The sequence below is a fragment of the Streptomyces sp. BBFR102 genome, assembly GCF_051397025.1.
GTDB lineage: Bacteria > Actinomycetota > Actinomycetes > Streptomycetales > Streptomycetaceae > Streptomyces.
Genome location: NZ_CP195757.1, coordinates 5332529 through 5346560, shown reverse-complemented (window position 1 = coordinate 5346560; position 14032 = coordinate 5332529). Strand labels below are relative to the sequence as shown.

Annotated in this window: 12 protein-coding genes and 1 tRNA gene; 1 reads left to right on the top strand and 12 read right to left on the bottom strand. The window is 74.1% G+C overall.

The window, feature by feature from the left end; all coding sequences use genetic code 11:
- Positions 1–19: 19 nt before the first annotated feature.
- The 3 genes from ACSLIC_RS23635 to ACSLIC_RS23625 are packed head-to-tail and all read right to left on the bottom strand — an operon-like array spanning position 20 to position 4540.
- Positions 20–1981 (bottom strand): ABC transporter permease/substrate-binding protein, encoded by a 1962-nt coding sequence (locus ACSLIC_RS23635; protein WP_436739712.1) that lies wholly within the window; start codon positions 1979–1981, stop codon positions 20–22.
- Positions 1971–3509, bottom strand: a complete 1539-nt coding sequence (locus ACSLIC_RS23630) for a sugar ABC transporter ATP-binding protein (protein WP_436739711.1) — start codon at positions 3507–3509, stop codon at positions 1971–1973. The genes ACSLIC_RS23635 and ACSLIC_RS23630 overlap by 11 nt, the downstream gene beginning before the upstream one ends.
- Entirely contained in the window at positions 3506–4540 is a 1035-nt protein-coding gene (locus ACSLIC_RS23625; protein ID WP_436739710.1) for a LacI family DNA-binding transcriptional regulator, read from the bottom strand. Before ACSLIC_RS23625 ends, ACSLIC_RS23630 begins: the two co-directional genes overlap by 4 nt.
- Positions 4541–4769: 229 nt before the next feature.
- On the opposite strand from ACSLIC_RS23625, the gene ACSLIC_RS23620 reads away from it, so the two are divergent.
- A complete protein-coding gene (locus ACSLIC_RS23620; RefSeq protein ID WP_436739709.1) occupies positions 4770–5021 on the top strand; it encodes a hypothetical protein in 252 nt (83 codons plus the stop codon).
- Between the two features lie 388 nt (positions 5022–5409).
- On the opposite strand, the gene ACSLIC_RS23615 is transcribed toward ACSLIC_RS23620, so the two are convergent.
- The 9 genes from ACSLIC_RS23615 to ACSLIC_RS23575 all read right to left on the bottom strand — a co-directional run bounded on the left by ACSLIC_RS23615 (position 5410) and on the right by ACSLIC_RS23575 (position 14013).
- A tRNA-Leu gene (locus ACSLIC_RS23615) sits at positions 5410–5497 on the bottom strand.
- Between the two features lie 196 nt (positions 5498–5693).
- A complete protein-coding gene (locus ACSLIC_RS23610) occupies positions 5694–6758 on the bottom strand; it encodes a sugar phosphate isomerase/epimerase family protein (RefSeq protein WP_436739708.1) in 1065 nt (354 codons plus the stop codon).
- Positions 6755–8188: a nucleotide pyrophosphatase/phosphodiesterase family protein gene (locus ACSLIC_RS23605; protein WP_436739707.1), complete on the bottom strand. Its 1434-nt coding sequence runs from the start codon at positions 8186–8188 to the stop codon at positions 6755–6757. Before ACSLIC_RS23605 ends, ACSLIC_RS23610 begins: the two co-directional genes overlap by 4 nt.
- Complete coding sequence (eboE, locus tag ACSLIC_RS23600; protein WP_436739706.1) at positions 8185–9360, bottom strand: metabolite traffic protein EboE; 1176 nt, start codon at positions 9358–9360, stop codon at positions 8185–8187. Before eboE ends, ACSLIC_RS23605 begins: the two co-directional genes overlap by 4 nt.
- Before the next feature lie 4 nt (positions 9361–9364).
- Positions 9365–10237, bottom strand: a complete 873-nt coding sequence (locus ACSLIC_RS23595; protein ID WP_436739705.1) for a TatD family hydrolase — start codon at positions 10235–10237, stop codon at positions 9365–9367.
- Positions 10237–10914, bottom strand: a complete 678-nt coding sequence (locus tag ACSLIC_RS23590; RefSeq protein WP_436739704.1) for an EboA domain-containing protein — start codon at positions 10912–10914, stop codon at positions 10237–10239. The genes ACSLIC_RS23595 and ACSLIC_RS23590 overlap by 1 nt, the downstream gene beginning before the upstream one ends.
- Complete coding sequence (locus ACSLIC_RS23585) at positions 10911–11855, bottom strand: sugar phosphate isomerase/epimerase family protein (protein WP_436739703.1); 945 nt, start codon at positions 11853–11855, stop codon at positions 10911–10913. Before ACSLIC_RS23585 ends, ACSLIC_RS23590 begins: the two co-directional genes overlap by 4 nt.
- Entirely contained in the window at positions 11852–12808 is a 957-nt protein-coding gene (locus ACSLIC_RS23580) for an SCO3242 family prenyltransferase (RefSeq protein WP_436739702.1), read from the bottom strand. The genes ACSLIC_RS23585 and ACSLIC_RS23580 overlap by 4 nt, the downstream gene beginning before the upstream one ends.
- The gene (locus tag ACSLIC_RS23575) at positions 12805–14013 is read right to left on the bottom strand and encodes an inositol-3-phosphate synthase (RefSeq protein ID WP_436739701.1); all 1209 of its coding nucleotides are present in this window, start codon (positions 14011–14013) and stop codon (positions 12805–12807) included. Before ACSLIC_RS23575 ends, ACSLIC_RS23580 begins: the two co-directional genes overlap by 4 nt.
- Between the last annotated feature and the right edge of the window lie 19 nt (positions 14014–14032).

Sequence of the window (14032 nt, the reverse complement as noted above, 5' to 3'; positions counted from 1 at the left end):
TTCCTCAACTCGGCCTTCCTCAGGAGAAGTCGGCGATGTTCTTCGCGGTGATGACCTTGACCGGCACCATCACCTGGGCCTCGGTCTTCTCCCCGCGCGCGGCCTTGACCGCGTTCTGCACGGCGGCCTTGCCGAGTTCGGCGGGCTGCTGGGCGACGGAGGCGAACAGGGTGCCCGCCTCGATCGCCTTCAGTCCGTCCGGGGTCCCGTCGAAGCCGACCACGGCGACATCCTTGCCCGCCTTGGCGCCGAGCGCCTTGACCGCGCCGAGGGCCATCTCGTCGTTCTCGGCGAAGACGCCGTCGATGTCCGCGTTGCCCTGGAGCAGGTTGGTCATGACGTCCAGGCCCTTGGAGCGGTCGAAGTCGGCGGGCTGCTTGGCGACCACCTTGATGCCGGGGAACTCCTTGAGCCCCTCGGCGAAGCCCGCGCCGCGCTCACGGCTGGCGGAGGTGCCGGGCGTGCCCTGGAGGACGACGATCTTGCCCTTGCCGCCCAGTTCCTCGGCGAGCGAGCGGGCCGCGAGCTTGCCGCCCTCGACGTTGTCGGAGGCGACGAACGCGGCCGTGTCGGCCTTGTTGACCCCGCGGTCGGCGGCGATCACCGGGATGTCCGCCTTGTTGGCGCCGCGCACGGCGGGGCCGACGGCGTCGGAGTCGACCGGGTTGACGATCACCGCGGCCATGCCGGAGCTGGTGAAGTTCTGGAGCTGGTTGGCCTGCTGGGAGGCGTCGTTCTGGGCGTCGGTGACGGTCAGTTCGACTCCGGCGGCCTTCGCCTCGGCCTGGGCTCCCTCCTTCATCTGGACGAAGAAGGGGTTGTTGAGGGTGGAGAGCGACATGCCGACCTTGGTGGTGGTCGAGGACGAGCCCGGGTTGAGCACGGAGACGGCGGCGACGACGGCGGCCACCACGAGGGCCGCTACACCGATCTTGGCCGCGCTCTTCTTCTTCCCGCCCGATCCCGGCGCCCCCGGTGCTCCGGCGGCGCCCGCCGTGGAGCCGGTGCGGCGGCGCAGCGTGTCGAGGAGGACGGCGAGCGCGATGACGACGCCGATGACGACCTGCTGCCAGAAGGCGGAGACCGACAGGAGGTTCAGGCCGTTGCGGAGCACGGCGAGGATCAGCGCGCCGATGAGGGTGCCCGACGCCTTGCCGACACCGCCGGCGAGGCTGGCGCCGCCGATGACGACGGCGGCGATGGCGTCCAGCTCGTATCCCTGGGCGGCCTGCGGCTGCGCGGAGGAGAGGCGGGAGGCGAGGACGACACCGGCGACGGCCGCGAAGAGGCCGGAGAGGGCGTAGATGACGAGCTTCTGGCGCTTGACGCGGATGCCGGAGAGGCGGGCCGCCTCCTCGTTGCCGCCGATCGCGTACATCGAGCGGCCGATGTAGGTGCGGCGCAGCACGACGGCGGTGATCAGACCCATCGCGATCATGACCAGCACGGGCACCGGCAGCCAGCCGCCGAGGGTGTCACCGAGCTTGGAGACCGAGTCGGGGAAGGCGATCGGGCTGCCCTGCGAGATCACCAGGGACAGACCGCGCCCGATGGAGAGCATGGCCAGCGTCGCGATGAACGGCGGGAGTTTGCCGTACGAGATGAGCGCGCCGTTGACCAGGCCGCAGGCGAGGCCGGTCGCGGCGGCGAGCAGCACCGCGATCACCACGGGGACGCCTTCGCTGGTGGCGAGCCAGGCCAGCACGGTGGCGGAGAGGGCGGCGACCGAGCCGACCGAGAGGTCGATGCCGGCCGAGACGATGACGAAGGTGACGCCGAAGGCGAGGATCGCGGTGACCGCGGCCTGGACGCCGACGTTGAGCAGGTTGTCGGTGGTCAGGAAGTCGCCGGAGAGCACCGACATCGCGATGACCAGGACCACGAGCGCGCTGAGCGCGCCGTTGTCGAGCAGGAGCCGGCGCAGTGCCGAGGCGGAACCGCCGCCGCTGCCCGTGTTGTTCTTGACGGTGTCAGTGGCCACGGGGGGCCTCCACTTCCTTCACTGCGGGGTCGTTCGAGGGGGGTGTGGTGACGGCGAGGGCCATCACCGCGTCCTGGGTGGCGGCGTCGCCGGTGAGTTCACCGGCGACGCGGCCCTGGGCCATGACCAGGACGCGGTCGCTCATGCCGAGGACCTCGGGCAGGTCGCTGGAGATCATCAGCACGGCGTGCCCGGAGGCGGTCAGCTCGTTCATGAGCTGGTAGATCTCGACCTTGGCGCCCACGTCGATGCCTCGGGTGGGCTCGTCGAGGATGAGCACCTTGGTGTCGGCCAGCAGCCACTTGCCGATGACGACCTTCTGCTGGTTGCCGCCGGAGAGGGTCCGCACGTGCTGGCCGAGGCCGGCCATCCGCACGCCGAGCTGCTCGGCGATCCGGGCGGCGGCGGTGCGCTGGCCCTTGAGGTCGACCAGGCCGCCGCGTGAGGCGGACCTGAGGGTGACCAGGCCGAGGTTCTCCTGCACGGAGGCGTCGAGCACCAGGCCCTGGCCCTTGCGGTCCTCGGGGACCAGGCCGAGCCCGGCCGCCATCGCCGCGTTGACGTCGTGGCGGGGCAGCTCGCGGCCGAGCACCTCGACGCTGCCCCGGTCGTAGGGGTCGGCGCCGAAGACGGCGCGGGCCACCTCGGTGCGCCCGGCGCCGACCAGCCCGGCGAGGCCGACGATCTCACCCGCGCGGACCTCGAAGCAGACGTCCTGGAAGACGCCGTCGCGGGTGAGGCCGCGCACGGTCAGCAAGGGCTCGCCCTGCTCCGGGTGCTCGCGCGGGTACTGCTGGTCGATGCTGCGGCCGACCATCAGGCGGACCAGCTCGTCCTCGGGGGTGGAGGCGGGGACCTGCTCGACGGAGCGGCCGTCGCGCAGCACGGTGACGCGGTCGCCGAGGGCGGCGATCTCGTCCAGGTGGTGGGTGATGAAGACGATCCCGACGCCGTCGGCACGCAGCTGCCGCACGATGGCGAAGAGCTTCTCCACCTCCTCGGAGGTGAGCACGGCGGTCGGCTCGTCCATGATCAGGACGCGCGCGTCGAGGCTGAGCGCCTTGGCGATCTCCACCATCTGGAGGCGGGCGATGCCGAGGTCGCGGACGCGGGCGCGCGGGGAGACCTGGACACCGACGCGGCCGAGCAGCTCCTCGGCGTCCGCCTCCATCTTCTTGCGGTCGATGAGGCCGAACCGGCGCGGCTGGCGGCCGAGGAAGATGTTCTCGGCGACCGTCAGGTCCGGCACCAGGTTGAACTCCTGGTAGATCGTGGCGATCCCCAGGCGCTCGGCGTCCTGGGCGCTCTGGATGCGCACCTCGCGGCCCTCGGCGTAGATGGTGCCGCTGTCGGGGCGGTAGGCGCCGGAGAGCATCTTGATCAGCGTGCTCTTGCCGGCCCCGTTCTCGCCGAGCAGCACGTGCACCTCGCCGCGACACAGGTCGAAGTCGACCGAGTCGAGGGCGACCACGCCGGGGAAGGTCTTGCGGATGTTCTCGATGCGCAGCAACTCGTCCGGGTTGCTCACAGCTTGCTCCTTGCGTCGCGGGGGTCGGGTGCCGTCGTGGCGGGCTCGCCGCAGGAACGGCGGACGACGAGGCGGGAGGGGAGGGTGACCGACTGCGGGGGCCTGCCCTCGATGAGGTCGGTCAGGGCGTGCACGGCGGCCCTGCCGAGGGCTGCGGTGGGCTGGGCGATCGCGGTGATCGGCGGCCCGGTGTGCACGAACCAGGGGATGTCGTCGAAGGCCGCGAGCCCGATGTCGTCCGGGACGGCGAGGCCCCGGGCACGGATCGCGTCGAGCGCGCCGAGCGCCATCAGGTTGTCGGCGGCGAAGACCACGTCGGGCGGCTCGGGCAGGGCGAGGAACCCCTCGGTGACCCGCCGCCCGCTGTCCGCCTGGAAGTCGCCCTGGACGACCAGCTCGGCGGGGAGCGGGATGCCGTGGGCGTGCAGCGCCTCGCGGAACGCCTCGACGCGCTCGTGCCCGGTGGTGGTCGCGGCGGGCCCGGCGATGATCGCGAGCCTGCGGTGGCCGAGGCCGTGCAGGTGGGCGACGAGGTCGCGGATGGCGCCGGTGCCGTCGGCCCGGACCACGGGGACGTCAAGGCCGGGCATCCACCGGTCGACGAAGACCATCGGGGTGGGGCCCTCGGCGGTCTGCCGCATCAGCGGGGAGCTGCCGTCGGCCGGCGAGACGAGGAGTCCGTCGATCCGCCGGTCGAGCAGGGTCCGCACGTGGTGGTCCTGGAGTTCGGGCCGCTCGTCGGCGTTGCCGATGACGACGCTGTAGCCGAGCGCCCGCGCCTCCTCCTCCACCGAACGGGCCAGCTCGGTGAAGTAGGGGTTGAGCACGTCGCTGATGACCAGGCCGAGGGTGCGCGTCTGGTCGGTGCGCAGCGACCGGGCGAGGGCGTTGGGCCGGTACCCGAGCCCGTCCACGGCGGCCATCACCCGCGCACGGGCGCTTTCACTCACCGACGGGTGCCCGTTCAGCACCCGGGAGACCGTGGCGACGGAAAGCCCCGCGGCCGCGGCGACATCCTTGATGCCCGCCATGTCCGGACCACCTCCTTGTGGCTCCGTCCACCGTGGTGACCGCCAGCACGGAGCTGAAGGACCACGGGGCCATGGAAACGATTACAAGGAGGATTGGAATCGATTACAGAGCGGAAGACAAGGGGGTTCGGGTGTGAGAAATCAGATTGTGATGAGCGCGCTCAGATGAGCGAAGACGGTCTGCTCGCCGGAGGCCGAGAGCACCTCCCCCACCACACCCGTGCACCGCGTGGAGCCCTCCCGCCAGCATCCGGACCAGCCCGCCGGCCCGTTCGGCCCCGTGGAGGTACTGCCCGCGGTGGCCCGCGTCGGCACCTTCCGCTCCACCTCGGTCGCCCCGGACCTCGACCCGGTGCTGCACCGCTCCACCCTCACCGTCGCCTGGTTCCAGCCCCACCCGCAGGCCCCCTCGGGCGAGGACGCCGACCCGTCGCCGCTCGGCATCGCCCGGGAGGAACTGGCCCAGGACTACGAACTCTGACAACCGGGTTCGGGCGCGCCGGGCTCCGCGCCACGCACACGAGAGGGGAGCCGGGCCCGGCCACCGGACCGAGCGCCTCCCGCCGCCCTCATCACCCTGACGAGGCTTCACCTCTCCCCCACCCCAACGGGCCGTCACGCGCCGGCCGCACAAGGGATTTGGAGAGGAACTCGCCAGCCGGGCCACACCCCGGCAGTCCGCTTCGCGGCCTTCGCGCCGCCCCGGTACGCCACCGCCCGGGCGGCGGACCCCGTCCACCGCCCACCCCCCGGGGGCGCTTCCGGAACCGGCGCCGGAGTGGGACATGCGGGCCGTCACTGAACGTGGAGCCGCACAGCCATCCGCACGCGTACAACAAGAGAACCCCGCACTAGTGCGGGGTTCTCCTTGGTGTCCGAGGGGGGACTTGAACCCCCACGCCCGATAAAGGGCACTAGCACCTCAAGCTAGCGCGTCTGCCATTCCGCCACCCGGACAAGGTGTCTGTCGTTGCGGGGTGTTTCCCGCGCTGACAGAGAAAACTCTACCAGGGGTTTGGAGTGCTCTTCACCTGCATATCGGGTGGTCAGGGGAAGGGCGGCACGCAGGGTGAGCGGGGCGGCGCGGAGCGTGCCGGGCAGGTGGGGAAAGGGCCCCCACGGCCTCTTTCCCCACCCACCCGGCACGGGTCGGTCAGCGCTTCTTCCCGCGAAGGGAGTGCAGGTGGGCGCTGGAGCGGCGGGCGAAGCGGAGGGAGTCGGCGGGGTTGTCGTGCTCGGTCTGCCAGTGGTGGGCGTGGCGGTGGCCGCGCAGGCCGGTGACGGTGGAGATGAAGTGCTGGTAGTCGATGTCGCCGTCACCGACGTCGGTCATGCGGTAGCCGTCGGTGGTCGTCTCGTCGTGCTCGCCGTCCTTGACGTGGAAGAGCGGGTAGCGGTGGGGCTGCTTGAGGACGTAGGCGAGCGGGTCGAGCGGGTCCGGGGTGCCGTCGGCGCGCTGGGAGAAGCGGAACTGGGCGCAGTAGGCCCAGTAGATGTCCATCTCCAGGTGGACCAGGTCGGGGTCGGTCTCGGCGAGCAGGACGTCGTAGAGGCGGACGTCGGGCCGGTCGGAGGCGAAGGAGAACTCCTCGGCGTGGTTGTGCTGGTAGAACTTCAGGCCGCGCTTCTTCGCCTCGGCGCCGTAGTGGTTGAACTCCTCGGCGCAGCGCTTCCAGCCGTCGACGGTGTCGCCGTGGCGCCAGGGTCCTGAGGCGGTGCCGATGTGCGGCAGGCCCAGTTCGGCGGCCTCGTCGAGGACCTTGTCGAGGTTCTGGGCGAAGCTGTAGGCGTCCGGGTCGGAGTCGTCGTAGTAGTTGACGTGGCTGCCGATGGGCGTCAGGCCGTGGTCGCGGGCGAGGCGCTTGAGTTCGCGCAGGGTGAGGGGGCCGGCCTCGCCCTGGGTGTAGCCGGCGAACTCGATCTCGTCGTAGCCGTAGAGGGCGAGTTCCTTGAAGACGGTGGCGAAGCCGAGGGTGGCGACCTTGTCGCGGAGGCTGTAGAGCTGGATGCCGAGGCGGCCGGGGGGCAGCACGGGCCCGCCCTCGCCCTGGGCGGCCGGGGCGGTGCCGGCGGCGAGGGCCGGGGAGGTGGCGGCCGCGGCGGCGAGCAGGGCGGCGGCGCCGGTGCCGGCTGCGACGCCGAGCATGTCGCGGCGGCTGAGGCGCCGGCTCAGCTCGGGGTCGGTCACGTCGCGGAGGTGGCGGGGTGTGCGGCTCATGTGCGGTCCTCCCGGGTGGGGGCGGTGTCGGGTGCCGAGGTGGTGGTGAGTCCGGCCAGGCGCAGCAGGAGCGCCTTGACGTCGGTGGCCGCCACGGGGCCTTCGGTGGCTCCGGGACGGGAGCTGAGGAGGAGCGGGCCGTCCGCCTCGTCGGCGGGGAGCCTGCCGTGGCTGCCGCGGATGGGCGAGGCGTCGAGCGGGACGACGGCCATCCGGTAGCGCATGCCGAGCTTCTTGCGGGCGACGGCGGCGCCCGCGCGGAGCTTGACGTAGGGGTCGTGCGGGTCCATGAAGAGTTCGACGGGGTCGTAGCCCGGTTTGCGGTGGATCTCGACCAGCTGGGCGAAGTCGGGGGCGCGGGCGTCGTCGAGCCAGTAGTAGTACGTGAACCAGGCGTCCGGTCCGGCCACGGCGACGAACTCGCCGGAGCGCGGGTGGTTCAGGCCCTGCTCCTTCTTGCCCTCCTCGTCCAGCAGGGTCTCCACACCGGGGACGTCCGCGAGCAGGGTGCGGACGGTGTCGAGGTCCTCGGGACGCCTGACGTAGACGTGGGCGAGCTGGTGGTCGGCGACGGCGAAGGCACGGGAGGCCATCGTGTCGAGGTACTCCATGCCGTCCTGGGTGTGCACCTCCAGCAGCCCGGCCTCGCGCAGGACGCGGTTGAGGTGGACGGGGCGGCTGACGGAGGTGATGCCGTACTCGGAGAGGACCACGACGGTGCGGCCGGCGGCCTCGGCCTCGTCCAGCAACGGGCCGACGGCCTCGTCGAGTTCACGGGCGGCGGCGTGCGAGCGGGGGTCGTCGGGGCCGTACCGCTGGAGGTCGTAGTCGAGGTGGGGCAGGTAGGCGAGGGTGAGGTCGGGGTCGCGGGTGGCCAGGACGTGGCGGGTGGCGTCGATGATCCACTGGGAGGAGACGAGGCCGGCGCCGGGGCCCCAGAAGTGGAAGAGGGGGAAGGTGCCCAGTTTCGCGGTGAGTTCGTCGTGCAGCTCGGGCGGGCGGGTGTAGCAGTCGGGTTCCTTGCGGCCGTCGGCGTAGTAGACGGGGCGCGGGGTGACGGTCCAGTCGGTGTCGGCGCCCATCGCGTACCACCAGCAGATGTTGGCGACGGTGTAGCCGGGGTGGGCGCGGCGGGCGGCGTCCCAGAGGCGGTCGCCGCTGACCAGGCCGTTGTGCTGGCGCCACAGGAGGACGTCGCCGAGTTCGCGGAAGTACCAGCCGTTGCCGACGATGCCGTGGTCGGCGGGGAGGGTGCCGGTGAGGAAGGTCGACTGGGCGGAGCAGGTGACGGCGGGCAGGACGGTGCCGAGCGGGGAGCGGCTGCCGCGCGCGCCGAGGGCGGCGAGGCGCGGCATGTGCTCCAGCAGGCGCGGGGTGAGGCCGACGACGTCGAGGACGAGGAGCGGCCGGGGCCGGTCGGTGGTGGTCACGGCAGCTCCTTGAGGCCCAGGTCGATGAGGAGGTCGCGGGCGAGGGTGAGTTCGGCGGCGATGCCCTCGGTGAGGCGGGCCCGGGCCTTGGGGCGCAGCGCGGGCGGCAGGGCCTGCCAGGTGTACGTCTCGACCTCCAGGTGGTGGGTGCGCGGCGCGGGGCCGCCGACGAGGCCGGCGAGGGTCTCGCGGAGCACCGGGAGGGTGGAGGTGAGGGGCGGTTCGGGGTCGGCGTGGAGCGGGATGTGGAAGTGGGAGCGCCACGGCCCGGTGTCGGGGAGGCCGCCGGCCAGGGCCTCGCCGAGGTCGTCGGTGCCGCGCAGTCCGGCCTCGGTGCTGGTGCGGGTCTGGTGGAGGAAGCGGGGTTCGTCGAAGGCGGCGAGGGCCTCGCGGACGTCGGCCCGGTGGGGTTCCCCGGCGTGCAGGGCGGCGGAGAGCTGGGCCTTGACGACACGGACGCCGCCCGCCTCCAGGGTGCCGAGCGCGCGGGCGGGGTTCTCGAAGGAGGTGGCGAGGTGGCAGGTGTCGAGGCAGACGCCGATGCGGTGGGCGGTGGCCCCGCCGAGCGGGGCGAGGGCGGCCACGGCGTCGGCGGTGGTCTCGACGGTGCAGCCGGGCTCGGGTTCCAGGCCGACGCGGATGGAGCGCCCCGTCAGGTCGGCGAGGGCGTCGAGCCGTTCGGCGAGGGTGGTGAGGGCACCGAGGGCCGAGCGGTGGCGTCCGCTGTCGTAGCCGGTGCGCCAGGCGAAGGGCAGGGTGGAGACGGAGCCCTCGGTGACGTCGTCGGGGAGCAGGGAGGCGAGGAGGCGGGCGAGGTCGGTGGTGTGGGTGAGGCGGGTGCGTTCGGTCCAGTCGGGCCGGTAGACGCGGTACTTGACCTCGGCGTCGCCGAACCCCTCGTACGGGAAGCCGTTGAGGGTGACGACTTCGAGGCCGCGCCGGTCGAGGTCGCCGCGGAGGGTGCGCAGGGCGGCGGGGTCGGCGACGAGGGCGGCGGCCGCGTCGCGGGCGAGCCAGAGGCCGATGCCGAGGCGGTCGCGGCCCAAGCGTCTGCGGACGGGTTCGCAGTGGTCGCGGAGCTGGGCGCGGACGCCGTCGAGGGTCTCGGCGGGGTGGACGTTGGTGCAGTAGGCGAGGTGGACGGTGGAGCCGTCGGGGTGGCGGAAGCGCATCGGTTCACTCCCCCGCCGTGCGGGGGGCGCCCCGCCGGATGCTGTTGCCCTCGTGCTCGGCGGGGCCGGTGGGGGCGGGCACGGCCAGGTCGCCGAGGCGGCCGCTGAGTCCGTAGAAGGCGACGGGGTTGCGCCACAGGACCTGGTCGACGGTGTCCTCGTCGAAGCCGGCGGCGAGCAGGGCGTCACCGACGGCGCGGGTCTTCAGCGGGTCGCTCCTGCCCCAGTCGGCGGCGGAGTTGACGAGGACCTTCTCGGGGCCGTACTCGGTGAGGACGGCGACCATGCGGTGCTCGTCCATCTTGGTGTCGGGGTAGATGGAGAAGCCGAGCCAGGCGCCCGCGGCCTTGGCCTCCTTGACGGTGGTCTCGTTGAGGTGGTCGACGAGGACGCGTTCGACGTCGAGCGCGGACTCACGGACGACGTCGAGGGTGCGGCGCAGCCCGCTGAGCTTGTCCCGGTGCGGGGTGTGGACCATGGCGGGCAGTCCGTGGTCGGCGGCGAGCTGGAGCTGGGCGGTGAGGGCGGCGTCCTCGGCCGGGGTCATCGAGTCGTAGCCGATCTCGCCGACGGCGACCACGTTGTCCTTGAGGAGGTAGCGGGGCAGGAGGTCGAGGACCGGGGTGCAGCGCGGGTCGTTGGCCTCCTTGGGGTTGAGCGCGAGGGTGCAGCGGTGGGCGATGCCGTACTGGGCGGCGCGGAAGGGCTCCCAGCCGAGCAGTGCGTCGAAGTAGTCGCGGAAGCTCTCCGGGCAGGTGCGGGGCTGGCCGAGCCAGAAGGCGGGTTCGACGAGGGCGCGCACCCCGGCGTCGTACATGGCCCGGTAGTCGTCGGTGGTACGGGAACTCATGTGGATGTGCGGGTCGAAGATGCGCATCAGTTCTCCTCGGCGCGGCCACCGGCGCGCTGGGTGGTGGTACGGCCGGTGGGGGCGGCCTCGGTGAGCGTGCGGGCGACGGTGAGGTCCGCGGGGACGGCGCGGCCCGCGGCGGCGCGTTCGGCGGCGAAGTCGGCGAGCATCCGGTCGAGTTCGCCGTCGCCCGCGGCGCGTTCGGCGAGCCGGGCGACGGCGGTCAGGGGGACGCCGGTGAACAGGCACTTGAGAACGGCGTGCCGCCAGGCGTGCGCGTCCAGGTGGCGGGCTGCGTACGGGCCGACGGCGGCGGCGACGATGCCGGTGTCGTTGGCGCGCAGGGCGTCCTCGACCAGGCCGACGGCGCCTGGGCCGTCCACGGTGAGGGCGAGCGCGTCGAGCACGGCGCGGCGTTCGGCTCCGCTGCCCTCCTGGTAGAGGCGGGTGAGGGTGGCGGTGTCGGCTCCGGCGGCGTGCAGCAGCAGGACGCGGGCGGTGTCGGCGTGGGCGGCGCCGACCCGGCGTCCGGCCTCGGCGAAGCGGCGCTCCCAGGCGGGCGGCGGTCCGGCGGTGCTCCCCCCTGCGGCCTCGGCGAGGGCGGTGTCGAGCCAGGAGCGGGCGTCGGCGTCGAGCTGGCCGGCGAGGGTGCGGCGGATCGCGTCCGGGCCGGGCTGCGGAGGGGCGGAGGTGGGGTGGTTCACGCGGGCGCCTCCTGTCGCGGTGTGGTGCGGGTCGGGGGTGCGGACGGCCTCGTGCGGGGCCCCGCCGGGGCGAGGGCGGCGCCGGCCTCGCGCGCCGCGCGCCGCAGGAAGGGCAGGGCGTGGGCGGCCTGGGCTGGTCCGGCGTGCGAGTGGCGGGGCAGTTCGACGACGGTGAGCCCCTGGTAGCCGGTGGCGGCGAGCGCGGCGAGGACCGGGGGGAAGTCGATCTCTCCCTCGCCGAACGGCAGGTGCTCGTGGACGCCGCGCCGCATGTCCTCGATCTGGACGTGCCGCAGCCAGGGCGCCGCCTCGCGTACGCAGGCGGCGGGCGGCTCGGGCTCCAGGCACTGGCAGTGGCCGACGTCCAGGGTCAGGCCCAGTTCGCCGGGGTCGCCGAGGGCGGTGCGCAGGCGGTGGAAGTCGGCCAGGGTGGCGACCAGGTGGCCGGGTTCGGGTTCCAGGGCGAGGGGGACGCCGGTGGACCGGGACGCCTCCAGGACCGGGGCGAGGGCGTCGGGCAGCGCGGCCCACGCCTCCTCGGCGGTGGCACCGGGCGGCGCGGCCCCGGTGAAGCAGTGCAGGGCGTGCGCGCCGAGGTCGGCGGCGACCTGGGCGGCGGTGGTGAGCAGGCCGGTGCGCCGGGCCCGCCGGCCGGGGTCGGGGTCGAGCAGGCCCGGGCCGTGCTTCTCGCGCGGGTCCAGGACGTACCGGGCGCCCGTCTCTACGGTCACCGCGAGGCCCAGTTCCGCGAGGCGCCCGGCGACGCGGGCGGTGCGGGCGGCGAGGTGGGGGGCGAGCGGGTCGTGGTGCATGTGGTCGAGGGTCAGTCCCACACCGTCGTAGCCGAGGTCGGCGAGGAGGCCGAGGGCGTCGTCCAGGCGCAGGTCGGTGAGGCCGTTGGTGCCGTAGCCCAGGCGCAGCGGGGCGGGGGCGGAGGTCATGTGGCGCTCACCTTCTTCGCGGCGAGGCGGGCCAGTGGCACCAGCGCGACGGTGGCCAGCGCCCCGCCGAGGGCTCCGGCGCGGGCGGTGAGGGCCGCCTGGAGGGGGATCATGGCGCGGATGCCGCCGCCGACGGCCCGCTGGGTGAGCGGCGGCGAGGGGTTGAGTGCGGCGTGCAGGTAGGGCACGGCGGCCGTGGTGGCGTACAGGGCGGCGAGGCCGACCCGGGCGGCGGTCCTGGCGGTACGTGGACCCGGCGGACCGGGGGCGGCTGCTTCCCGCCGGTCCGCCGGGGGTCGGGTGGGCGCGCCGCGCCGGAGCCCCGCCACGGTGGCGGCGGTGGCCGCGGTGGTGGCGAGGGCGCCGAGCGGGGCGCGGGTGGAGCCGCCGCGGGTCTCGTGGCGTGACACCGATGTCACGGCGTAGGTGTGCGCGCCGAGCAGGGCGGCGGCGGGCAGCGCGGTGCGGGCAGCGGCGCCGGTTCGGGCGGTCGCGGTGGCGCCGAGGAGCACGTCGAGGGCGCGGGCGGCGGCCATCCCGGCGGGGCCCGCCGGCGTACCGGCCAGTCTCAGGTCGTAGAGCCAGACCGTGCCGGCCAGGGCCGAGGCGGTGGCGAGGGCGGGGCGTCCGGCGGCGGCGGCGAGGCCGAGGCCGGCGGCGGTCAGCCCGGTGGCCGCGGTGAGGGCGGCGGCCGGACTGATCCGGCCCGAGGGCAGCGGGCGGTGTGGGCGTTCGGCGCGGTCCTCCTCTCGGTCGGCCCAGTCGTTGAGGACCATCCCCGCCTCGTAGAGGCAGAGCGAGGAGCCGGCGGCGAGCAGGGTGCGGCCTCCGGGGCGCGCCCCGGAGGCGGCGGCGCCGGCGAGGGCGTCGCCGGGGACGCTGAACGCCGCCGAGACGCGCAGGAGTTCGGCCCAGGCGGCGAGGCGGCAGCCCGGGGTGCGGGGCTGGTTCACGCGGCGACTCCCAGGCGGCGGGCGAAGCCGAGGAGGAGCTGGTACTGCTCGGCGAGTCCGGCCGGGACCAGGGTGGTGGTGCCGTCCGGGGCCTGGGCGGGGTCCGGGTCCTTGAAGTAGAAGGCGAGTTCGCCGAGGGGGCCGCCGACGCCGGCCTCGTGGGCGCGGGCCAGCAGCCGGGCCAGGTCAAGGACGAGGGGGGCGGCGAGGGCGGAGTCGCAGCCCTGCCAGATGGTCTGGAGGACCATGCGGGTGCCGAGGAAGCCGTCGAAGGCGATGTGGTCCCAGGCGGTCTTCCAGTCGCCGAGGGCGGGGACGTCGTCGATGTGCACCTCGCCCTCGGGGAGGGCGGGCAGGGTGTCGGCGAGGACGCGTTCCTTCCCGGCGTTCTTGGCGGCGGCCGCCGCCGGGTCGGCCAGGGCCGCGCCGTCGCCGCCGCCGAGCAGGTTGGAGCCGGACCAGGCGCGCACCGCCAGCGCCCGATCGCGGAACATCGGGCCGAGCACGGAGCGCAGCAGGGTCTGCCCGGTCTTGCCGTCCCGCCCGGCGTACGGCAGGCCCGAGGCGCGCGCCTGCTCGGCGAGGGCGGGGTGGTGGATGCCGGTGGAGGGCGTGAAGTTGGCGTACGGGCAGCCGGCCCGCAGGGCGGCGGCGGCGTACAGGGAGCTGGCGGGGAGGGCGCCGCCGTCGGGGGCGGGCTCGGTGGAGGCAACGTTGATCACGACGACGCGGGCGAGGCCGTGCTCCTCGCGGAAGGCGAGGAGGTCGGCGGCGAAGGCGGCGACCAGCTCGTCCGCGGAGCGGGGGTCCCCGGGCTGCGGGCCGCCCGGGCGGATGGCGCGGTCGGCGGCCTCCAGTTCGGCACGGACGGCGGCGGGCAGTCCGTGCGGCAGGACGCCGCCCTCGGCGAGGGCCTCGGCCCGCTTGGGCAGCGGGCAGTCGGCGGTGTCGTGGCCGCCGAAGACCAGGGAGGAGAGCGGGGCCAGGCCCGCTCCGGCGAAGGGCCGGGTCTCGGTGACGAGCCCGGTCGGCGGGTGGAGTCCGGAGACCGTGGCGGCGCAGCCGGCCACGGCGGTGGTGGCCACGGAGCCTCTGGCGCCGATCAGCCAGACGCCGGTCCGGCGTCCGGCGGGCTCCTGCCCCGCGGTGGCCTCGGGGGTGGACGTGGGGGCGGGGGTGTGGGTGGGGAACGACTCGGTGGACACAGGCAGCCTCCTGTTACCA

Bases quoted from the DNA above. Each gene is read 5' to 3' on its own strand.
- ACSLIC_RS23625 (WP_436739710.1), bottom strand. From the start codon at position 4,540: ATGGCGGGCATCAAGGATGTCGCCGCGGCCGCGGGGCTTTCCGTCGCC.
- ACSLIC_RS23610 (WP_436739708.1), bottom strand. From the start codon at position 6,758: ATGAGCCGCACACCCCGCCACCTCCGCGACGTGACCGACCCCGAGCTG.
- eboE (WP_436739706.1), bottom strand. From the start codon at position 9,360: ATGCGCTTCCGCCACCCCGACGGCTCCACCGTCCACCTCGCCTACTGC.
- ACSLIC_RS23595 (WP_436739705.1), bottom strand. From the start codon at position 10,237: ATGCGCATCTTCGACCCGCACATCCACATGAGTTCCCGTACCACCGAC.
- ACSLIC_RS23585 (WP_436739703.1), bottom strand. From the start codon at position 11,855: ATGACCTCCGCCCCCGCCCCGCTGCGCCTGGGCTACGGCACCAACGGC.